At 42.3% G+C, this 22,885-nt stretch carries 17 protein-coding genes and 1 pseudogene; 10 read left to right on the top strand and 8 right to left on the bottom strand.

Going from position 1 to position 22,885, the window contains the following annotated elements; genetic code table 11:
• Positions 1–232: 232 nt before the first annotated feature.
• Together ACM0OT_RS15565 and ACM0OT_RS15560 are read right to left on the bottom strand one after the other, a co-directional pair.
• Entirely contained in the window at positions 233–829 is a 597-nt protein-coding gene (locus ACM0OT_RS15565) for a pentapeptide repeat-containing protein (protein ID WP_414565257.1), read from the bottom strand.
• 335 nt (positions 830–1,164) lie between these two features.
• On the bottom strand, positions 1,165–2,922 hold the full coding sequence (locus ACM0OT_RS15560) for a protein kinase domain-containing protein (protein ID WP_414565256.1): 1,758 nt from the start codon (positions 2,920–2,922) through the stop codon (positions 1,165–1,167).
• Between the two features lie 398 nt (positions 2,923–3,320).
• Between ACM0OT_RS15560 and ACM0OT_RS15555 the strand changes: the two genes are divergently transcribed.
• Positions 3,321–3,590: a hypothetical protein gene (locus ACM0OT_RS15555; RefSeq protein WP_414565255.1), complete on the top strand. Its 270-nt coding sequence runs from the start codon at positions 3,321–3,323 to the stop codon at positions 3,588–3,590.
• Between the two features lie 927 nt (positions 3,591–4,517).
• Here ACM0OT_RS15555 and ACM0OT_RS15550 read toward each other — a convergent pair.
• The 4 genes and pseudogenes from ACM0OT_RS15550 to ACM0OT_RS15535 form a co-directional block, all read right to left on the bottom strand.
• Positions 4,518–6,230: a diflavin flavoprotein gene (locus ACM0OT_RS15550; protein WP_414565254.1), complete on the bottom strand. Its 1,713-nt coding sequence runs from the start codon at positions 6,228–6,230 to the stop codon at positions 4,518–4,520.
• A 173-nt stretch (positions 6,231–6,403) separates the two neighbouring features.
• Entirely contained in the window at positions 6,404–8,143 is a 1,740-nt protein-coding gene (locus ACM0OT_RS15545; RefSeq protein ID WP_414565253.1) for a diflavin flavoprotein, read from the bottom strand.
• Between the two features lie 320 nt (positions 8,144–8,463).
• Complete coding sequence (locus ACM0OT_RS15540) at positions 8,464–9,069, bottom strand: exopolysaccharide biosynthesis protein (RefSeq protein ID WP_414565332.1); 606 nt, start codon at positions 9,067–9,069, stop codon at positions 8,464–8,466.
• A 106-nt stretch (positions 9,070–9,175) separates the two neighbouring features.
• Positions 9,176–9,562: pseudogene (locus ACM0OT_RS15535) on the bottom strand (lipid kinase); the annotation flags it as partial.
• A 113-nt stretch (positions 9,563–9,675) separates the two neighbouring features.
• Here ACM0OT_RS15535 and ACM0OT_RS15530 point away from each other — a divergent pair.
• From ACM0OT_RS15530 to ACM0OT_RS15505, 6 genes are all read left to right on the top strand, one after another.
• On the top strand, positions 9,676–11,133 hold the full coding sequence (locus tag ACM0OT_RS15530) for a protein adenylyltransferase SelO (RefSeq protein WP_414565252.1): 1,458 nt from the start codon (positions 9,676–9,678) through the stop codon (positions 11,131–11,133).
• 941 nt (positions 11,134–12,074) lie between these two features.
• A complete protein-coding gene (locus tag ACM0OT_RS15525; protein WP_414544254.1) occupies positions 12,075–12,593 on the top strand; it encodes a phycocyanin subunit beta in 519 nt (172 codons plus the stop codon).
• Between the two features lie 75 nt (positions 12,594–12,668).
• The gene (locus ACM0OT_RS15520) at positions 12,669–13,157 is read left to right on the top strand and encodes a phycocyanin alpha subunit (RefSeq protein WP_414544253.1); all 489 of its coding nucleotides are present in this window, start codon (positions 12,669–12,671) and stop codon (positions 13,155–13,157) included.
• 202 nt (positions 13,158–13,359) lie between these two features.
• Positions 13,360–14,196, top strand: a complete 837-nt coding sequence (locus tag ACM0OT_RS15515) for a phycobilisome rod-core linker polypeptide (protein ID WP_414565251.1) — start codon at positions 13,360–13,362, stop codon at positions 14,194–14,196.
• A gap of 80 nt (positions 14,197–14,276) precedes the next feature.
• Positions 14,277–15,035, top strand: coding sequence for a HEAT repeat domain-containing protein (locus ACM0OT_RS15510; protein ID WP_414565250.1), 759 nt, complete (start codon positions 14,277–14,279; stop codon positions 15,033–15,035).
• On the top strand, positions 15,035–15,700 hold the full coding sequence (locus ACM0OT_RS15505; RefSeq protein WP_414565248.1) for a HEAT repeat domain-containing protein: 666 nt from the start codon (positions 15,035–15,037) through the stop codon (positions 15,698–15,700). Before ACM0OT_RS15510 ends, ACM0OT_RS15505 begins: the two co-directional genes overlap by 1 nt.
• Before the next feature lie 75 nt (positions 15,701–15,775).
• Here the strand turns inward: ACM0OT_RS15505 and ACM0OT_RS15500 are convergent, their stop codons facing one another.
• A complete protein-coding gene (locus ACM0OT_RS15500; protein WP_414565247.1) occupies positions 15,776–18,244 on the bottom strand; it encodes an ATP-dependent Clp protease ATP-binding subunit in 2,469 nt (822 codons plus the stop codon).
• 477 nt (positions 18,245–18,721) lie between these two features.
• Positions 18,722–19,267: a ribosomal protein S18-alanine N-acetyltransferase gene (gene rimI, locus ACM0OT_RS15495; RefSeq protein WP_414565331.1), complete on the bottom strand. Its 546-nt coding sequence runs from the start codon at positions 19,265–19,267 to the stop codon at positions 18,722–18,724.
• A gap of 146 nt (positions 19,268–19,413) precedes the next feature.
• Here rimI and lysA point away from each other — a divergent pair, with 146 nt between their 5' ends.
• The 3 genes from lysA (at position 19,414) to ACM0OT_RS15480 (ending at position 22,855) form a co-directional block, all read left to right on the top strand.
• Entirely contained in the window at positions 19,414–20,829 is a 1,416-nt protein-coding gene (gene lysA / locus ACM0OT_RS15490) for a diaminopimelate decarboxylase (RefSeq protein ID WP_414565246.1), read from the top strand.
• A gap of 356 nt (positions 20,830–21,185) precedes the next feature.
• Positions 21,186–22,109, top strand: coding sequence for a diadenylate cyclase CdaA (gene cdaA / locus ACM0OT_RS15485; RefSeq protein ID WP_414565244.1), 924 nt, complete (start codon positions 21,186–21,188; stop codon positions 22,107–22,109).
• Positions 22,106–22,855, top strand: a complete 750-nt coding sequence (locus ACM0OT_RS15480; RefSeq protein WP_414565242.1) for a polyprenyl diphosphate synthase — start codon at positions 22,106–22,108, stop codon at positions 22,853–22,855. The genes cdaA and ACM0OT_RS15480 overlap by 4 nt, the downstream gene beginning before the upstream one ends.
• The last annotated feature ends 30 nt before the right edge of the window (positions 22,856–22,885 follow it).

Here is a 22,885-nt window from a genome sequence, read left to right as displayed (position 1 = left end):
ATTTTATCTTACAGGCTTTGTTCCCATGATAAATAAGTGTTCAAAAACAAAATGCTTTTGCTCCACAGCTAGAGGCGAGTACCCCTGCTACCGCTGCACGGAAGTCAAGAGGCTTTAAAAGCTGAATTTTTCGTTGGTAATTCAGAATATTTTTGCCCCTCTGTGCGTCAAAGAGGGGTTGGGGAAAGGTTCATCGAACTCACGTTAGAGAAGAATTGACCCAAAATATCACTTATTGCTGGACGGAAGATTGAGCCGGTGCGACATCTGAGTTATAGCAAGTTGACCCAGGAACATTTGCAGTTCGGAACCTGATACATTGGCTAACAGTCGCCCGATCTAAAGACCAGTCATAAGACTTATCAGAACTGACGACTCCATTAGCTAGAGTTGTTAGTTGGAAATGTGCGCCTCTAAAATTTGTGAATTGTATTCTAGAACCTCTTAAGTTAGCTGCTTCTAAATTAGCGCTCATAAAACCAGCCGAAGACAAATCAGCATTTTCCAATGATGCTGATTTTAAATTGCTGCCCGTCAAGGAAGCACCAGAGAGGTTCGCCGAATTTAAAACCGCACCTTCTAAATTGGCACCAGTCAGATCTGCATTGGCCAGATTTGCTTCCGATAAAATAGCACCCGTCAAGTTAGCTTCTCGCAGATTTGCCCTTACTAGATTCACACGAGTTAAATCAGCGCCCATTAAATTACACCTGGGACAAGCACCATTGGCCTTGAGATTCTCCAGGTCTTGCTGATTAAATGCTACAGCTGCGTCTACCAGGCCGAAACAAGCCAACACAGCAATGCCAGCAACAATTTTTAAATTCATATTTTTACGTATATTTTCAAGATGACCAGTGATGCAATACTTAATACAATACACAAATATATACGCAATATTTACAAAGTTTTCAGTAATTAACAGGTGATGAAGTGCTGATGAAGATGCTATGAAAATCCTATAAATTCTAGTTATAAGACTACACAAACTCAAATCTAGGATCTACAATCAGTAGCGTAAGGAACTATACAGAATCATTTATAGACTACCACATATGTGATCCCCCTAGTTGAAAAGCAAAAAGCAGCTAGGGGGATCTTGTTTTTGGGGATAGGGCTAGAGGCTAGGGACTAGAAATTTTCTCCATCTCACCAACTCCCCGTCTACCGCCACCCCAAAAATTTTAATCCTGGAACAATTAGGTAATAACTCACCCCTAGCCAAAAGCTCATGAAGATAGCCACCAAACTAAAAAACACAATGGGTGGGGATAATGCTGACCAAAGGGGCTGGCTAGAAAATTGTAAGACAGTAGTGGGAAATCCCAAAACGATGAAAATTGCAAAAATAATCGCAGTCCCAAGGGCTGCGACTACAGCATGAACTATATGATGGCTGCGAAAACCAATACTCAACGTCAACAAAGAAACGGCAACTAAAATTACTCCCAACAGACCTTCGCTACTATCTTTTGATGAGACTAATTGTAAAATCAACCAGCTCAACCCATAACTGATCATGCCCATGAGGGACGCTACTACAAACCTTCGCCGCTGACCAAAACACCCTGATACCGTCAGTCCCCATGCAGTTCCTAAACCTGCGGCGGCAAATACCATCATCTCTGAGGCGACGACAGTTTGAGTATTGGTGACTAATTCGGGTAGCTGCCTAAAAATATATTCGGAAACTTGATCGCCTAAGATTGTGCGATACGCCACAATAAACCCAATAATCGTACCTACACAAGCGCCAATACCAGTTAGCAGCATAGCCCAAAGTGTTGCCAGACAAGCTTGTAAGACTTTGAGAATTGTCTGAGCTATAAAAAGAACTGTTTTACCTATAGCTTGGGTCAAATTGTCTAATGCTTGCTCAATAGCTTGGATTAAACATGTAAATTGGCTACCAACTTGGGTGACAGCTTGCCCAACAGAGTCTTTGAGTTGGGAAAATAAACCTGGGTGCAAAGATTTGCGGGTAATTTTAGTCAAACGTTTTTGAATAATTGCCGCATTAGCTGGACGCGATCGCACATCCTCCTGTACCATCTCATCTAGTAAATCTGCCAGTTGTGGATTAACGTTCACCTGATTTCGCCAACGCAAAACCCCAGTGTGGGGATCTTCCAACTCCGGTGGATATTTGCCTGTGAGTAATTCAATCATCGTCCGACCGAGAGCATAAAAATCAACGGCTGGCCCCACATTACTACCTGAGATTTGTTCTGGTGGGCTGTAGCCAGAAGAATATAACCTAGTTGAACTAGACTCTCGACGTAGCATTGCGGCATTAAATTGCTTTACCCCACCAAAATCTATCAGTACTAGTTCTCCCTTAGTTGCGCCTGGAGTTAAGGGTACAGTTGACGAAAAAGTCCGCAACATCAAATTAGAAGGTTTGATATCCCGGTGAATAATTTGGCGTTTGTGCAATTCTTGTAGAATCTTTACAGTTTGAATAAACCAGGTTAACACCAAATTTTCTGGACATCCTTGGGGATACTTTTTTAGTATCTCTTCTAGAGTTGGCCCGTTAATTTTTTCCATTACCAAACAAGCTAATGGATGTGGTTTGACACCGGGCATATTCACCTGAAAATAACCATCCGATTCCACTCTAGGAACACCTGGATGCTGCAAGTCCCTTAAAACTGCTGCTTCTTGTGTAAACAACTCCAATGCTTTTGGTGTATGTTCCACCAAAACTTTCAATACTTTTTCCGTTTGAGTTTTTTCATCCCAAACCGTATAAATTTGGGCGAACCCTCCCGAGCCTAAGGGTTGGATAGGGGTATAACGATCTAGCAGATGTAGCAGAGCGCCACAACTGTTACAAAACTTGTTTCCCCAAGGCTGAGGATAAGGACGTTGACAGTCAGGATTTATGCAGTGAACCGCTAAATTTCTCAAAATCAACACCTTCAGCCATTTTGCTTACATAAATGCTCAAACAATGTTTAAAAGTATTATTTCTTGTGTTTAAGCATCTATTTTTAGTAGTATTTTATACTTTAATTCTTATGCTCAACTAATGCTCATTTTTTATTATCCCTCATTCATCCTCCTATTCCCTACCTACTCAGCTCATGCAAATTTAATTTGCATATAATGAAAAACCAAAGCCTATAGAATTAGCTTTTTGACTTCCGCGCAGCCAGAAAAATAGCCCCTAGGTAGAGAATTATGAATCACAAACTATTATTTAATATTAATGAGCAAATAGTTACTGGCTATTACAAAGCCCCATAATCCACCATCTCAATATCGGCTATTGTGGTACAGATACTGGCGGTAGTGCAGCAGCCATAATACGTCTGTTGGCAATCAAAGCAATTGTAGCGCGCAGTGGGCAAACAGATTTAGTTAGTGAAGCACTGTCTGATCTCCAAACCCCAACCTTGCTCATTGTTGGTGGGAACGGCCTGCCCATAATTGCCATGAAGGAGGATTTTTTAGCACAAATGCCCGCAAAAAACAAAAAAATCGAAATTATTCCAGGAGCAACTCACCAATTTGGTGAGCCTGGCGCCCTGGAAGAAGTAGCACGATTAGCCAGCCAATGGTTTCAACACTACCTCACATCATGAGAAACACGGGACATACATTTACATGCCATGCCCCTAGAATAGTGTTCCTGTCATCTATAACCCGCAAAATGGATTAATACTGTTGAGGCCCTTTAGCATCACACTCTTTATTCAAGCATCGTTCTAGAAGCCCAATTCGCCAGCTATAGGCGAAGCGACGGGGATTCAATTCTAATTGAGAATCACGGCTAAACAAGGGTTGGTTCAGATACTGCCAAAAAGGAAATTTAATCTTGTTGTTTTGTGCGGACATAGGAGGAACAAAATGTATAAAAGCGTTACGGCAGAGTAGTTGGCATGTTGTGTGAGAACTGCCAGATACTTATTTCCTAGTTAAAGATGACATGATACATATTCAGTTGTCTTGGTGGCAATTGCGGAATTTTACCTAAATATTTCTGCCAGATTTGCTAGACTGAGTATAATGCTAAAAGTTCCTAGTTAAAAATACTATTGTAGTTATAGCTTGCTTATCTTCTAGAGTCTATAAAAAATTTTGGCAATCAGATTTAACTCGCAAGAAACACATTGCGTTGGGTCAGAAATAGGGATGATTTCTCAACCAAAAGCCTCATAATCAAAGGCAGAGTCTCCAAGTTTTCATCCCTATACGGTGCCTACGGTGTACACACAAATGATCTAATCATCCCAAATTTTTCACAAGTAGCCCAACGCAACGCACCCTACTGGACTGTTTCAGCTAAAATGTGCATTAAATTTATCTTGTAGTCTTGCCCGTCCGGTGCAGGCAAAATGCCCGCACTACAAGAGTTATATTTATCACATCATTTTAGGCTTGTCAGTCCACTACCAGTTAAAAACAAGCGAGGTGAAATTTTCCTTTCTATTTGTGTGTACACCGTAGCTATACGCAGCAGGGTAATGAAAAATCAGCAAGATAACTGCTAATTAATATCAATTAACTCTTTAATAATGAGTGCCCGTTTTACGGTGGTTGATGGCAGTAACGGCATCAGGTTTGATTAATTTACCGTTGTCAACAGTTGCATAAACTACCCAGTGATCACCACATTCCATACGTTGATTGACTGAACATTCAACATATGCTATGGCATCAGTGAGAATAGTACAGCCGTTGTCTGCGACTGTGGTGCTAAAGTTGGCAAATCTATCTTCTCCAGGCACAAAACTTTTGCGGAAATGCTTCACGTACTCTAGATGATTGCCTTCCTCCAAGACATTCAGGGCAAATTTACCACCTGGATACATCAAAGATTCTATGGCTCGGTCTTTGGCGATCGCAACTGTCAACCCAGGCGGATTAAATGTGGCTTGAGATACCCAAGCACCAAGCATTCCAGTAGATACATCACCTTGTTTAGCTGAGACTACGCAAACTGAACCAACAATCCGACCTACAGCTTGTTCCATAGGAGTAGCAGATTGTTGAGGTAGGCGAACCTTTTTAGCTTTTCTTAAGTTTTGAGCAAAGTCTGTGCCAACTTCTTCACAGAACTTGAGCGTGACATCATCGGGTTTAAACTTGACTTTGAGGGTATCAAACCCAAAACGATAGCCAGCATCCCGCAGTTTACCTTCAATTAAATCAAATGCTTCGCCACTCCAGCCGTAGGAACCGAAAACACCTGCGAGTTTACTGCTATCACCCACTGTCAGCACAATACCCAAAGCTGTATGAATGGGAGTCGGTGCATGACCACCGATGGTGGGAGAACCAATGACAAAGCCATCTGACTGTTCCACAGCAGCGCGAATGTCATCAGGGGTAGCAAATTCACAGTTAATTGATTGTACTGCAACCCCACCTTTAGTCAATCCCAAAGCCATCGCCTGAGCCAAGATGGCTGTATTTCCATAAGCTGAGGCATAAAGTAGCGCTACAGATATCTCCCGATCCTTTTGAGCGCGACTCCATTCTCCGTAAGCTTTGGTAAGTTCGATTAAACCTGTACGTACCAACGGCCCGTGACCAACCGCATACATTCTCACCTGCAAATCGGAAATTTTTTCCAAAGCGGCTTCTACGTGCGTAGCTTGGGGAGCCATCAGACAGTTGTAGTAGTAGCGCTGGTCTTCTTTCAATACTTCCCAATTGTCATCAAACACATCATCGCCACAGATATGAGAGCCGAATAACTTATCTGTGTAGAGAATTTGGGTTTGCTTGTCGTAGGTACAAAGTCCTTCTGGCCAACGGGGACTGGGAATAGGCAAAAATTTTAAAACGTGACCCTTACCTAAATCTAAAGTTTCCTTCCCGCGCATGACTAAAATTTGCAGTGCGTCATCTGGAAAAGCATTACGCAAATTAGCTGCACCAGGAAGAGAACAAACAAAAGTCAACTGTGGTGCTAATTCTAGAAGTTTCTTGAAAGTCGGTACGCGATTGGGACTAAAATGACCCAAAATTACATAATCCAACTTTTTCAAGTTGATGGTTTGCTGCAACCCCTCTAAGTAAAGTTCAGTAAAAGTTTCAGCGGGTGGGTCAATAATTGCGGTTTTATCACCTTCAATTAAATAGCAATTAGAGGTAGTACCTCTTTCTAGTGCATATTCAATTTCAAACCGCAGACGTGACCAACTACGCGCTCTAATGAATTTTGTATTTGTAGCGATGGGGAGAACTTGTACGTCACGGGGTTTGGAATTGCTCATAGATTTTTGGCCAAATGTGGAGAAAAAATGGAAAAACCGGGTAGATGTTGCCCAGTTTTTAGCAGATTGAATGAAGCGATTCAGGAAGCTCATGTGTGGAAGATGTGGAGTGTGGAGATGCGGAGATGGGGGGATGGGAGAGACTTTACCTAGTCCCCGATCCCCAGTCTCCATTAGTAGTAATTACCGACTTTGCGATGGCGCACTGCTGTGAGTGCATCGGCTTTAGAAACTCGACCTTCATCAACGGTGCAGTATAAAAGCCAGTGATCGCTACACTCCATGCTGCTTTGGACTTCACATTCCATGTATGCTAGAGCGTCTGTGAGAATAGGAGAACCGTTTTTGGCGGTTTGGGTTTTGACTCCGGTAAATCTGTCAGCGCCGGGATGCAAGCGCTTGAGAAATTGCTTTTTCAGTTCTTGATAATTGCCTTCTTCTAAGACATTGAGGACAAAGCGATCGCCTACTTGCATCAAAGAATCAATGGCGCGGTCTTTGGCCACAGCAATTGTGAATCCTAATGGTTGCAGACTTGCTTGGGCTACCCAGGAAGCTAGCATGGCGCTTTTAACATCACCTTTTTGGGTGGTGACAATGTATAGTCCGTTGCTAATCCGCCCCAAGGCTTTTTCTAGATTGACATCAAGGGACTTGATTTGCTTGATGTTACGTTCGCGCATCAGCAATTGTCCCAAGTCTGTACCCGCTTCTTGGCACAGTTGGAATGTGCTGGCGGTGGGAACTTCTTTAATGCGAATTGCAGGGAAGGCTTCTTTGACACCCAAGTCGATAAATTTCCGCCGCAGGGTGTCTACGGGTTCATCATCGCCGCCGTAACATTCAAATAAGCCTACCAGTTGCTTGTCTTTAACAACTGATAACAATGAACTGATACCAGCTTGGGCCGCCACCGCAGTAGATGGGGGCATCCCAATAATTACGCCGGTGGCTCTCCCTGCTAGTTCTTGAATTTCTTGGGGTTCGGCGGTGCTGAGGTCAATGACTTCTATGCCTACCCCTGTTTTTTGGATACCTTCAGCGATGGCCATACCGAGTTGATCGCCATATCCATACTCGGAAACGTAAAACAAGCCGACGGTGGTTTCTGTTTTGGCTTGTCTTTGGCTCCAAGTGTGGTAGCACTCGGTGAGTACATCTAGATGATGGTGTAGTAGAGGCCCGTGACCGTTAGCGATTATGTTAATTTTTCCGAGATCGCCCATTCTCTTCATGGCGTTCAACAAAGAACGCGCATTGGGCCCCATGAGACAGTCATAGTAAAATCTAAAGTCGGCTTCGATGGCTTCTAAGTCTTCATCAAAGGTGCGATCGTCACAGAAGTGCATCCCAAAAGCATCACAGGTGAAAATGGTTTGGGTTTTGCGGTCATAGCTGAAGATGGTATCTGGCCAGTGCAAGTTAGGCGCACTCACAAATTCAATTTCGTGTCCTTTGCCAATATCGATGCGATCGCCACTTTTGACAATCCGCTTGGAAAATGGCTCGTGTACCAAACCTTCTAAGAATTGCAGGGCAATTTTCGATGCCAATACAGTAGCTCTAGGTGCTAACTGCAACACATCTTCCACTAAGCCGCTATGGTCTGGTTCTGTGTGGCTAACAATTATGTAATCAATTGTCTTGGGGTTGACAATACTTTTGAGTGTGTCTAAATACTGCTGACGAAACTTCTGGTGAGAAGTATCAATTAAAACTGTTTGCTCGCCCCTAATTAAATAGGAATTGTAAGTCGTACCGTTTTGCAGTCCGAATTCGATATCGAAGCGATCGCGATCCCAGTCAAGAGAGCGAATCGCCGTTGTGTTAGGGGCAATTTCTACAGTCTGTATTGTCAGTCGATGCTGTACGTTCTCTGGGTGGGCATTGCCGGTCGTAGACATCGCTACCATTATTTTATTCGTCTCCGAGCGCAAATTTTTAGTATTCTTTTTCTGCACCCATTGTCGCTGGAAATAATTTTTAAAGTTGTAATGAAGATGATATTCCGGAAAATTTAACTTGTATCAATTGTTGCTGTTTGTCAGCATATTTTATTACTCAAAGTATCTACTATAATTTAGTTTCTAAAGCAGTATCAAGTTTTAAATATTGATATTTCCTGCCATAATTTAAAATTCCCAAATCATCATACATATCTTTTTTTTTGACAACAAATTTGTCACAAAAATCATAGATTGTCTTAATAATTAAGAAAAAATCGCCGTAAAAGTTACCTAAATATAGATGGCAGCCAACCAGGAGCCATCCACAGTCCATAAGCAATAAACACAAATAATAAAGTAATTAAGACAGTAATTAAGTAACTAACACAAATTAATAAACCGTCAGCTTCAATAGTGGCAATTGCCAAAAATAAAATCCCTATAGTGGGGAAGGGATTGGTAAAAGGAATTGGTGACATAAGTAATATAGCCAACCAAGAGATACATAACCCATTGATTCGCCAAGCCAAAGGATGACGGGCTATTTTGAAAAAACGAGGACGGGCTATTTTCTCGACTATTTTCGTTAAGCGCCGGAGATTTTGTAAAAGTAATTCGGTAACAGCCCGCGGAAATTTGTAGTTAGCAATTCTTTTAGGTAACCAAGGCGATCGCCTGCCTAATGCCATTTGTACTGATAATATCAAACAAGCAGCACCAAACGGCCCTGTTAATCCTGGCGGCGTGGGAAACAAAAAAGGTAAGACTAATAATGTAATAACTAAGCTAAAACCACGTTCAGAGGTTTCAGCTAGAATATCACCTATAGTTAAGGGCTGTTCAGCCAAGCGTTGCAATAAGAATTTAATTTCTTGAGAAAATCTCACATGCATTTGGCGTGATTTGATGTGATTGGCCAAAATACTCAGCTTTCCTGAACTATACTAATACCATCACCACTATTCTAGATAATCAAATTCATATTTGGGTGAATAATTCTCAGTTTCCTAATTCAATTATTTCAACTGGCGGGACTAATACAGCTATAGCCTGGGGAATAACTCGAAATTGGGCAGGGGTATAAGTTGTAATTTCACCATCGGTGTTCACAGGATATGGTTTACGAGTATTAAGCTGAATTTCTTGTGATTGGATAGTGCGTACATCCAGAGAATGAATGTGTTTTCCTTGTCGCATTGCAGGCAATAAAGGAATAATTTGCCACCAATGTTTTATCTCGACACTATAAATATCTAGTCTTTGATCATCAATAGTAGCATCATGAACTACTGCCATCCCCCCACCATAATAGCGACCATTACCTACAGCAATTTGCACCGTTTTCACACGCAATGATTCACCATTAACTTGAATTTCTGCACTAAAAAGTTATCAGTTAGAACCCAAAAATTGCAGTTGTGCATCAGCATCAGGAGGTAATTCACATTGACATCCTGGCAGCGGTAGGATGAAAGGGAGATAAATTAGCTTTGCCTGTAATGAATCTGACTGACACTCCTGACAACGAAAATTCTCTCAATCCGTTTCTGCGCCTCAACTATGAACCTGCTTTGGAATCTTTAGGTAATGATTACTATGACGAGGTAGTAGCGGCAGATTTTCCCCAACATATCCTCCGGTGGCGCAACGACTCACTATTACCCCTTTTAGGACTAAATGCCAAAGCAGTGACAGATGCAGATTTCATTAACGCATTTGGCAAATTTCAGGGACGCCAGCCATTGTTGGCACTGCGCTATCATGGCTACCAATTTGGTGAATATAATCCTAACTTGGGTGATGGCCGGGGTTTTCTCTATGGACAAGTACGCGCTACCGATGGCGAGTTGTACGACTTTGGCACCAAAGGTTCTGGTAGAACACCCTACTCTCGTGGTGGCGATGGAATGTTGACACTCAAAGGTGGATTACGAGAAGTTTTAGCAGCAGAAGCATTGCATCAATTGGGGGTAAAGACTTCCCGTTGTTTGACCATGATTGAAACTGGTTTATCTTTGTGGCGGGGTGATGAACCTTCACCTACACGTTCGTCTGTTATGGTCAGGGTGAATAGTTCCCATATTCGCTTTGGAACTTTTGAGCGCTTGCATTATTTCCAAAGACCAGATTTAATTCAAAAACTTTTAGACCATGTAATTGAATATTATTATCGCCATTTAATCGGAAAACCGGATCAATATGTTTTATTTTATGCTGAATTAGTCCAACGAGTAGCCGAATTAGTAGCCCAATGGATGGCGGCTGGTTTTTGTCACGCTGTTCTCAATACTGACAATATGTCAATTACTGGGGAAAGCTTTGATTATGGGCCTTATGCTTTTATTCCTACTTATGATCCATATTTTACAGCTGCTTATTTTGACTACTATAGTCGTTATTGTTATAGTCATCAACCAAGTATTTGCCAATTGAATTTAGAACTGTTGCAAGAACCATTAAAGGCAATTATTGATAAAACAGAAATGGAAGTAGCGTTAGGCAGATTTAATAAGTATTATCTGGCTGAATATCGCTCATTGATGTTGAAGAAATTAGGTTTTGAGCAATTAGAATTTCCTGAAGCCGATGAGCTTTTAAAATTAACTATGCAATTTTTACAAGATAGCCAAGTTGGTTATCATCAGTTTTTTTCGGAAATGGCGCAGACTTTTTCACCGAAATGGCGCGATGAGCCAGGACTGGTAATGAATAATTCCCACATTGCACCAGCATTAGGTATGTCAAATCTTTTTGATAACTGGTGTGTACTTTATCATAAAATTTTGAATGATTTTAACCCTGAGCAAATGGATATAATTTCCCAAACTCTAGCTAAACAAAATCCCCAAACAGTTTTGTTAAGACCAGTAATAGAATCGATTTGGGAACCTATTGCTCAGGAAGATAACTGGCAACCTTTTAATGATTTAGTGAATAAAATTCAGTTAAAGCTTTAGAAATTCATATCTAGTTTTTACCATGCATCAATAAACCCATAATTGGCTCATGTATGCCATCCATATCTACACTGGGAACGGCAATAAAGGTAAAGGATCGGTACAAAAGTATCTATTTTTGAGTAGAACCCTATATCTTTAGTTGTCGTGGTTCAGTTTAGCTTGGTTTTCGCTATCCGCTAATTTTAACAGGATACAGAATATGGAGTGCCTAAGGAATGACTTCTAGTCACGAGTGTGCGGCTTGCAGAAATCAAAATTTAAAAAATTTTTTTCAACGTCTTCTTTACTTAAGTTTACAAAACATTACGCATAGATTTTGCATGATAATTGCCATAAATAGGAGTAATTGTCCATGTAATGTTGATGAACTAGGATTTTAAGTGGGTATTAAGAAATTTTTATAGCTATTTGGCATCAAGATGATAATTATTTTTATTTAGTCAATAAAAATCTTATTTGGTTACATAGATCACATTTTTTGGGGAAATAAATTTTCAGAGTTACTTGGTTACAGAGGTTTATTGCCAGTAAATAACTAGGTATAAGCTGTATTTGATACGAAACCTAAAAGTGAAAATGAGAATATCTAAAGTAATATTAAGGAAAATATTTGATTGTAAATATATTAGTTAAGGAAAATGCTTATAAGCTTTATGGGATAAGAAGTTTTCCCCAAATATGTATGCTTTAATACTATTTTACAAAACTTTATAAAAAACCGACTCAAGCGATATATAAAATACGAACAAGGTTTTAAAAGCAATTAGAAATCGAGCAAAAATCTGTAATTTTGCCCGTAATTATTCGCTATACACAAGGCATTTTTTCCATATTGCATGTGGAGTTTTTGCCATATTTTGTATTGGATTTTTGTCTTGAATAATTAATTGCATTTGACCTAGATAAAAAGCTGCAATAATTTTGAGGAGAAATTTACAATGCTTGACGCTTTTTCTAAAGTAGTTGAACAAGCTGACAGAAAAGGTTCTTACCTCAGTGGTGATGAAATTAATGGATTATCCGCAATTATTGCTGATAGTAATAAACGCTTAGATGTGGTCAATAGACTTACTAGTAATGCTTCCTCGATAGTGTCTAATGCTTATCGTGCCCTAGTTGCTGAACGTCCTCAAATATTTAACGCTGGTGGTGCTTGCTTCCATAACCGCAATCAGGCTGCTTGTTTGCGTGATTTAGGATTTATTCTGCGTTATGTCACCTATTCAGTGTTAGCAGGTGATGCCAGTGTTATGGATGATCGTTGCTTGAATGGTCTACGTGAAACCTATCAAGCTTTGGGTACTCCTGGTGATGCAGTGGCTTCAGGAATTGAAAAAATGAAAGAAGCAGCAATTAATATTGCTAACGATGCCAATGGGATTACCAAAGGAGATTGTAGCCAACTAATGTCTGAAGTAGCCAGCTATTTTGATCGTGCTGCTTCTGCTGTTGTTTAATAAACATATTTTGCTTGTAATTTTTCCAGCTGATTGTTAGTAGTTTAGTTAAAAAATCCGGAGATTAAGAGAATCATGAAAACACCTTTGACTGAAGCGATCGCCACTGCCGATATTCGCGGTTCTTATCTAAGTAACACCGAAATGCAAGCGGTTTTTGGTCGTTTCAACCGTGCCGGTGCAGGTTTAGAAGCTGCTAAAGCTTTTTCTAATAATGGCAAAAAATGGGCAGAAGCAGCAGCAAATCACGTCTATCAAAAATTCCCTTACACCACCCAAATGAAGGGGCCTCAATATGCCTCCACTCCAGAAGGCAAATCCAAGTGTGTAAGAGATATTGACCACTACCTCCGCACCATCAGTTACTGTTGTGTTGTTGGCGGTACTGGCCCTTTAGATGAATATGTAGTTGCTGGCTTGAGCGAACTCAACAGTGCCTTGGGTTTATCTCCTAGTTGGTACGTAGCAGCCCTGGAATTTGTGCGTGACAATCATGGGCTAAATGGTGATGTTGCTGGTGAAGCCAACACCTATCTTAATTATGCAATTAACGCATTGAGCTAAGAAAACACTTTTGGGTCTTGGGAAATAGATTCAGGGGCAAATAAGTAGATTAGCGAAATCAATATTTTTAGTAGCTATAGCCCTCATGGCTACTATGAATTATCTGATTATTGGCTATTTATCTTCTTAATTGTCACATTTATCTACTGCCAAAGACCCAAATTTATTTACAAACTAAATTTGCAAAGGAACGATTGGCAAAATGAGTATTTCAGTCGCAGAACGGCTAGGAATTAGAGATGAGATAGGCAAAAAAGTTGAACTGCGTCCCAATTGGACTGAAGAAGAGTTACAACTAGTATTTCGGGCTGCTTATGACCAGATTTTTGGTCGTCAAGGAATTTATGCTAGCCAAAAGTTCACTAGTGCCGAAGCTTTATTACGCAACGGTAGAATTAGTGTGCAGCAATTTGTGGAGATTTTAGCAAAATCTGAATTTTACAAAGAATGCTTTTTTTACAAAAACTCCCAGGTGCGTTTCATTGAATTGAACTACAAGCACTTACTAGGACGTGCGCCCTACGATCAATCAGAAATTGCTTACCACGTAGATATGTATGCCTCTCGTGGTTACGATGCTGATATTGAGTCTTACATTTACAGCCCAGAATACGAAAATAGTTTTGGTACTTCTGTCGTTCCTTATTACCGGGGATTTCAATCAATTCCGGGAATGAAAACTGTAGGATTTAATCGCATATTCGAGCTGTATCGTGGTCGTGGTAACAGTGATAACGCGCAAATGGGCGGTAAAAATTCTCGCTTACGGTCAAAAATTTCCTTGAATTTGGCTAACGGGATTTTGCCACCGACCTCAGCAACTGCTAAATTTGCATCATTGGCACCGACATTAGTTAGTTCTTCACTCCGGGGAGACAGTCGGATGTTCGTCATTGAAGCGATCGCAGGTGGACAAAATACAAATGTAGCAGTCCGTCGTAGTAGACAAGTTTACACCGTACCTTACGAGCGACTTTCTACTACATACCAAGATATTCACAAGCGCGGCGGTAAGATTACTAAAATTTCGCCCGTTTAGGAAGATATGGGGTGATGGGGTGATGCAGCGCTGTCTCACCTTGTCCCCCAATCCCCTTGTCCCCCCAATCTCCACTCTCCATGACTGAACCAATTCTGTCTCCAGAAACGGCCATCGCGGCGTTGTCGAGTGACGATAATCAAATTCGTTATTATGCTGCTTGGTGGTTAGGGAAACATCAGGTGCAAGGTGGTTGTACAGCGCTGTGTGAAGCCCTATTTGATGAAAAATATCGTATTCCTGCTGGTGGATATCCTCTGCGTCGTCAAGCGGCGCGGGCGTTAGGACAATTGAAAAATCCCCAGGCTGTACCAGCGTTAATTGCAGCCTTAGAATGTGATACAGATGTGCGTCTGCGAGCAGCGGCGATCGCATCCTTGGCTGCCATTGGTGACCAAAAAGCTGTGACTCCGTTACTGGATCTTTTACAATCTGATCAAGAACAGCCTTATGAAGCTTTAATTGAAGCACTAGCAACGCTAAAAGTTTGGTCAGTTCGTTCTGAGATTGAACAATTTCTGCAACATTCTTCGGAACGGGTGCAATGTGCTGCGGCTCGATATATGTATCTTTTAACTCAGCAGCCCCAGTACCTGGAACGCATTATCCAAAATCTCAACCATGAGAATATGTATTTACGCTGGGCGGCTGTTTTTGATTTGGGTGCAGTGGGACACCAGCAAGCTATACAGGCGATTTTGGCGGCTCAGGTTCCTAACAGTTTAAAGTTATTAAATTTAAAACGGATTTTAGAAGCATTGTTGGATAGTAATGTTTCTACACAGGAAACATCGAAGTTAGTTTTTCAAGCAATTGATGATTTATTAATCCAACTGTGATGAATATATTAAACTCTCATAATATCGAGTCCTTGATTGCACAATTAAATAACGCCTCAACTCCTCAACAAGCGATCGCACTCATTAATTCCCTCGGCGCCATTGATACACAAGAAGCGGCAATTGTCAATATTTTAATTCCCGCATTAAGCCATCATCATCCCTCGGTGGGTGCGGCGGCTGTTGTGGCATTAGTGCAATTAGCACCTGCAAGTGTAAATCCTTTAATTGCTGCCTATGAGCATTCTACCGACCAAGAATTCCAGGCTTATATTATTCAAGCATTAGCTCAAATTGGCGATGAACGAGCTTTTGATTTGTTAGCTGAGGTTGTAGGCACAACAGTAGCTAACCACTGTCAGGGAAACGTCCGCCGCATTGCTACGCGAGGAATAGGGCTAATTGGTAGTACTTCTCAAAATGCAGATATGATTCGTCGTACTGAAGAAAAGCTAATTTGGGCGTTGCTGACACCTGAGGATTGGGGACTACGTTACGCTGCTGTAGTATCTCTGCAAGAAATTGCTACACCCCAGGCTCAGGCTGCTTTACAACAGGCGATCGCCCAAGAAACTGATAAAGTTGTTTTATCGAGAATCACCCTGGCCTTAGATACTCACAAGCAAGAACCTACAACGAGGGTAGGGGATTTCCCTATTACCTGAAAAAAACGGTAGAGCATTTATAACCCTACCGTTTATGTATTTATTATTTGAGAATTAAACCCCAAATCTTAAATCTTACTCAGCGCCTTGAGGCATTAATTCCCGACGCTGTTGAGAACTAACTTGGACAATGCCATTTTCATCAACATCAACTAAGGCTGTATCGCCATCTTTAATGCGTCCAGACAGAATCTCTTCTGCCAAGCTATCTTCTAACAAGCGCATAATCGCTCGACGTAAGGGCCTTGCACCGTAGCTAGGACTGTAACCTTCCTCAATCAAGCGATCCTTGAAGCGATCGGTAACTTCTAAGGTAATACCCTTTTCAGTTAGACGACCAAATACTTCTTTGAGCATGATTTCGGCAATTTGTGTCACCTCTGGCTTACTCAACTGACGGAAGACGATGATTTCATCTAGACGGTTGAGGAACTCTGGACGGAAGTATTGCTTCAGTTCTTCGTTCACCAAGGAGCGAATACGGTTGTACTGGGATTCGCTAGCATCGTCAGCGAATTCAAAGCCGATACCGCCGCCGCCTTTTTCAATTACCTTGGAACCAATGTTGGAAGTCAAAATTAGCAAGGTGTTTTTGAAGTCTACTGTGCGTCCTTTGGCATCGGTTAATCGACCGTCTTCCAAAATTTGCAGCAGCATGTTGAAAACGTCGGGGTGAGCTTTTTCGATTTCGTCGAATAGCACCACAGTATAAGGACGTCGCCGTACAGCTTCAGTTAACTGACCGCCTTCGTTATAACCAACATAACCAGGAGGCGAACCAATCAACTTGCTGACGGTGTGGCGTTCCATATACTCCGACATATCCAAACGGATCATTGCTTCTTCGGAACCAAAGAAGTAAGATGCCAAGGATTTCGCTAACTCAGTTTTACCTACACCTGTCGGCCCAGAGAAGACAAAACTAGCAATGGGTCGATTGGGGTTTTTCAAACCAACACGCGCGCGACGAATTGCCCGTGAAACTGCTTTTACCGCATCTTCTTGACCAATTAGCCGCTGATGCAAGGTGTCTTCCATGTGCAGCAGCTTTTCGGATTCCGATTCGGTGAGTTTGTTCACCGGTACGCCAGTCCAGGAAGCAACAATGTGAGCAATGTCCTCTTCATCTACTACAGGTTCTTCACCTTCAGTACCAGAGCCATTGGTCTTGCTTTGAGCGATCGCCCGGATTTCGGCTTTGATTTCCATCTCACGATCGCGCAGTTCCCCAGCTTTATCGAAGTCTTGGGAGCGTACAGCGTCGTCTTTTTCTTTTAAGATTTGCCGTAGTTCTTTGTCTAACTCTTTGGCTGCGGGTGGCAGTTGGGAGTTAATCAAACGTACTCTAGAACCAGCTTCATCGATTAAGTCGATGGCCTTGTCTGGGAGGTAGCGATCGCTTATGTAACGGTCAGATAATTTTGCCGCCGCTACCAAGGCTTCGTCGGAGATTTTCAACTTGTGGTGTTGCTCGTAGCGTTCGCGCAACCCGTGCAAGATTTCAATGGTTTCATCCACTGATGGTTCTCCGACCATTACTGGCTGGAAGCGTCGCTCTAAGGCTGCATCTCGTTCAATGTGCTTACGGTATTCGTCCAACGTTGTAGCGCCAATACACTGCAACTCGCCTCTGGCCAAAGCTGGCTTGAGGATATTTGCTGCGTCAATGGCACCTTCCGCTGCACCTGCACCAATTAGGGTGTGTACCTCATCAATCACCAGAATGACGTTACCCGCAGAGCGGATTTCATCCATGATTTTCTTAAGGCGTTCTTCAAATTCACCCCGGTACTTGGTTCCTGCTACCAGCAAGCCAATATCTAGAGTGACCACGCGCTTATCTTCCAGGATATCGGGGATATCTTTGTTGGCAATACGCGATGCTAAACCTTCAGCGATCGCTGTTTTACCAACCCCTGGTTCACCAATTAATACTGGATTATTTTTAGTCCGGCGACCCAAAATTTGGATCACCCGCTCAATTTCTTTGGCGCGTCCGACAACTGGGTCTAGCTTGTTGTCTGTTGCCATTTGGGTCAGGTTTGAGCCAAATTCATCCAAGGTTGGAGTTTTGGTGCGTCCCGATTGTCCAGTGGCTGAAACCTCTGCTGTTTCTCCCAGCATGCGGATGACTTGGGTTCGTACCTTAGATAGATCCACCCCGAGGTTTTCTAGCACCCTGGCTGCTACACCTTCCCCTTCCCGGATCAGGCCCAACAGCAGATGCTCGGTGCCAATGTAGTTATGCCCTAATTGGCGCGCTTCTTCTAAGGATAGTTCTAGAACACGCTTTGCCCGTGGCGTAAACGGAATTTCCACGGCGACAAAGCCCGAACCCCGGCCTATGATTTTTTCTACCTCAATGCGGGCGTCTTTAAGGTTGACACCCATTGATTTCAACACTTTGGCTGCGACTCCTGTACCTTCCCCAATCAGACCCAGGAGGATCTGTTCGGTTCCGACGAAGTTGTGACCTAAGCGGCGGGCCTCTTCTTGGGCCAGCATGATTACCTTAATGGCTTTTTCTGTGAAGCGTTCAAACATGGCATTTTTCCCATCACCTGCGTCGTGCCGGTATGCTGATTTTAGCACAGGCTTAGAATTTGGATGCCTGTATAAAGATTATAGGCTTCCCAGAAATCTCGCCCAAGGTGATGGTGCAGTTACTCAATATTTATTACTTTTTGTATGGCTGCTATACTGAGGGGCTTGAGTTTACCAGTATTTTTGGGGTTGACTACTATGCAGCAGACCAATATTGGATAAGTATTCACTTAACCAATCACAAATATTAATTGTTAGCATCTTCATGGTGGCATTGTCAATTTTTTTGATCAATCAATATGTTTTCCAAAAGTTAAACCTAAAAACTATTAATTATTTTAATCATAAGGGGCAAATGAAAACTGAATTTTTTTCGCATTAATGTGATGGTGACTGAAGAATTGTGGATTTTGGCAATCTCTGATCAAAGTGTAAGTAGCACATTTAACCCAAAATCTAAAATTGATTGACCAATGACTACAGCATCTGCCAAGAAGATTTGCTCAAGCGATCGCTAATAATGGTTTGCCAATTGTCCAAAGTGGCTGTAAATTGAGGATGCTGTAAATCTGATAGCCACAACACCAGGGCATCTTCACCGTTATCTTGGTAATAGCGTCGCCGTCGCCCTGCGGTTTTGAAGCCAAATTTTTGATATAAAGATATGGCCTCTACATTAGAAGCGCGAACTTCGAGGGTAGCTCGTTCCAAACCGCGATCGCTAGCTGTTTTCAGTAGAGAATATAGTAAAGCCTGCCCTAAGCCTTGACGGTGATATTGGGGATGAATAGCCAAAATTGTAATGTGTGCTTCTTCTAAAATCGACCAAAAGCAACCCATTCCCAGCAGTGTTGACTGAGAAAGAGGGGAAAATAAACCTAATAACTCACTGTTAGGACTGTCTAATTCGCGTTGGTAACCTTCTAGAGTCCACAAACCACCAAAACAAGCTTGGTCTAATTCTATGATGGCACTGAGATCGTCTACAGTCAGTGATTTAAGTTTTAAGTCTAATGAGATCACTATTGATAGAGAGTTGGGGAGGTGGAGACATAGGGAGATAGGGTTAGTCACTTAGCTTTTTATGTTCCCGCCCTATTTTCGGTAAACTGAGAATCGGGAGACTTACTCATGCCCGTAATTTTGAGCAAGGACAATTCATAATAGCTATGGTATCGACTCACCCCACTGGGGTTCAACATGCTGGTAGTCAGTATTTACCTCAAAGACGCAGCACAAACGCCCAAAACAATGTGAATTTTTCACCTAACCAGGAACTTTTGCCTTTGACTGCCAAAGTTAATAGTCAAGACATCCTGGAAATTGGTGGGTGTGATGTCACAACTCTAGTTCAGCAGTTTGGCTCACCTTTATATATTTTAGATGAAGAAACCCTGCGTTTAGCTTGTCAGCAATACCGGGACACTTTTAAGCAATATTACCAGGGTGAATCTCAGGTACTCTATGCTTCAAAAGCTTGGAATTGTCTTGCAGTTTGTGCGATCGCCGCATCGGAAGGATTAGGCATAGATATCGTATCTGGCGGTGAACTCTACACAGCTTTAAGTGCAGGAGTTAGCCCTGATAAACTCTATCTCCACGGTAATAACAAATCTCGTGAAGAGCTAATTTTTGCAATCCAGTCCAGTGTGACTATTGTTGTGGATAATTGGCAAGAACTACGTACCTTAGTAGAAATTGCCGATAAAGCATCCCCCATCCGGATGATGCTGCGGTTAACACCGGGGATTGAATGCCATACCCACGAATACATTCGCACAGGACATTTAGATAGTAAGTTTGGCTTTGATCCCAATGACTTAGATGAAGTATTTACCTTTGTCAGCCAACAACCTACTTTAAACTGTGTAGGGTTACATGCTCATATTGGTTCCCAAATTTTTGAACGCCAACCCCATCGGGATTTAGCTGCTGTCATGGTGCAGTGGTTACAGAAAGCGGCAAATTATGGTTTAGCTATCACAGAATTAAATGTCGGTGGTGGTTTAGGGATTAGATATACCGAATCGGATGATCCCCCAAGCATTGAAGAATGGGTGAAGGCAATTTGTGAAGTTATTCAGGAAGCTTGTGCAGCCCAGAATTTACCTTTACCGAAATTGTTGTGCGAACCAGGGCGATCGCTCATTGCCACAGCGTGCGTCACCGCCTATACTATTGGATCATCGAAAGTTGTCCCAGAAATTCGTACCTACGTTTCAGTTGACGGTGGTATGTCTGATAATCCCCGCCCAATTACTTATCAGTCAGTGTATCGGTCGGTAGTTGCCAACAAAATGTCGGCTCCTTGTACAGAAACAGTCACAATTGCCGGTAAGCATTGTGAATCAGGGGATATTATCATTAAAAATGCCCAACTGCCAAAAACTGAATCCGGGGATATTCTCGTAATTATGGGAACAGGTGCTTACAATTACAGTATGGCTTCTAACTATAATCGCTTACCTCGGCCAGCAGCCGTTGTCGTGGCGAATGGCGAGGCTAATTTAATACTGCGCCGCGAAACTTATCAGGACTTGATTCGACAAGATTGTCTACCAGAAAGACTCAACGTGCAAAAATAAACATCTCAAAGGTGGAAAATTGGAAGTGATATTCATGTGAATTCGACAAATTTTATTTGACCCTTCTACAAACCGCTTGACCACAATGAGAAAGACTTCAATAGTTTGTAACCTTGTTGTTTGTCTCATCTCACAACGATGGGAAAAATGGGAGTGTTAAGTGTCCTCACCTGTAGTGGGGTTGGAGAAGGGAAATCTTTGTCGAGTTGACATATGATTAGCCACTAGCTAATAAATCATCACTATTAGCTGATGACTAATCATTTACTTCCTACCGAAGTGTTAACCTTTGGTGCATGAAAATGACACAGGTAATAACAGATTATTGAGGCAGAACAAAGAGTAATCCAGATGTCATGAGAGATTGGTGGAAGCAATGGCTGACAAACCTGGGATGGTCACAGTCCTTGCTGCTTGGGACTCTGGATATCATGTTAGTGCTGGCACTGACGTATATGATACTAGTGATTATTAGTGAGCGCCGGACACTGTGGATGGTGCGGGGATTTATTATATTGATGCTAGCCTCAGCACTCAGTGGTAAATTGGGTCTACCACTCTTAAATTTTGTTCTAGAAAAGTTAGTGATTGGCTGTGCTGTAGCGATGGCTGTTGCTCTCCAGTCAGAGTTTCGCCGCTTTTTAGAGCAAGTGGGGCGTGGTGAATTCCAGCAGCTATTTAAACCATCTACTTTAACAATCCCTAAGTCTGATAGTGTAATTGATGAAATTGTGGATGCGGTTAAAGAACTATCGAAAAACCGAATAGGAGCTTTGTTGATTTTGGAAACAAGTGGCCCAATTGACGAACGGGATTTTTCTGTACCTGGAGTCAAGCTGAATGCTGACGTTTCTAAAGAACTGATACAAACAATTTTTCAGCCAAAAACTTTATTGCATGATGGAGCGACGTTAATTCGTGGCTCACGTATTGTCTCATCAGGTATAATTTTACCACTTTCGGGACGCACAGCCTCGCGCCAGTTGGGAACACGCCATCGGGCTGCGATGGGAATTACTGAGCGGGTCGAAAATTGCATCTGTGTCGTTGTATCAGAAGAAACAGGTTCTATTTCCTTAGCGGAAAGGGGAATCTTAAATAGACCACTGACGATTAGGACACTTAAAGAGTCATTAGAAGCTCGATTATCGACCACTGTAGATCGGGAGGCTGTTGCTCCTGGTTTATTCAGTTTGGGTCGTCAAATGGGCGGCAAGGCATTAATATTGGTTTCACGTTTACTCGGATTACCATCGACCGCTTCTCGAAATAAAAAATGACAGCACAACAAACTGAACTGCAATATTTACCCCCTGACTTGAAACGAGAACTGCTACCACAGCACGTTGCAGTGATTATGGATGGCAATGGTCGATGGGCTAAACGTCAAGGTCTACCCAGAATTATGGGACATAAGCGAGGAGTAGATGCCCTCAAGGAGTTGCTGCGCTGTTGTCAAGATTGGGGGATTCAAGCACTCACAGCTTATGCGTTTTCCACGGAAAATTGGAAAAGACCCCAGGAAGAAGTCGATTTCTTGATGACTTTGTTCCAAAAAGTCTTACGTCAAGAACTGCGAGAAATGATCGAGGAGAATGTGCAAATTCAGTTTGTAGGCAATTTGGATGCTTTACCGCGATCGCTCCAAGCAGAAATTTCCCGCTCAATGGCAGAAACCCAGAATAATCGTGCCATTCGCTTTACTGTGGCTACCAATTATGGCGGACGGCAAGAAATATTACAAGCTTGTCGGGCGATCGCCGAAAAAGTGCAACAAGGTATCCTCAAACCTGATGAAATTGATGAACAGTTGTTTGAGCGTCACTTGTACACAGCCGGAATTACTGACCCTGATTTATTAATCCGTACCAGCGGCGAAATGCGTCTTTCTAATTTCCTGCTTTGGCAAATGGCTTATGGGGAAATTTATATTACCGATACGCTGTGGCCCGATTTTGATCGTGTGGAGTTTCATCGCGCCTTGTGTGCCTACCAGCAACGGGAGCGGAGATTTGGGAAAGTCTAGGGACTGGGGGAAGAAGCAAGGGGGTAGGGA

The sequence above is a fragment of the Anabaena sp. CCY 9613 genome (assembly GCF_963920895.1).
Taxonomy (GTDB): Bacteria; Cyanobacteriota; Cyanobacteriia; order Cyanobacteriales; family Nostocaceae; genus Cyanocohniella.
The sequence above is the reverse complement of the archived record's forward strand: the minus strand, read 5'-3'. Positions and strand labels throughout refer to the sequence as shown.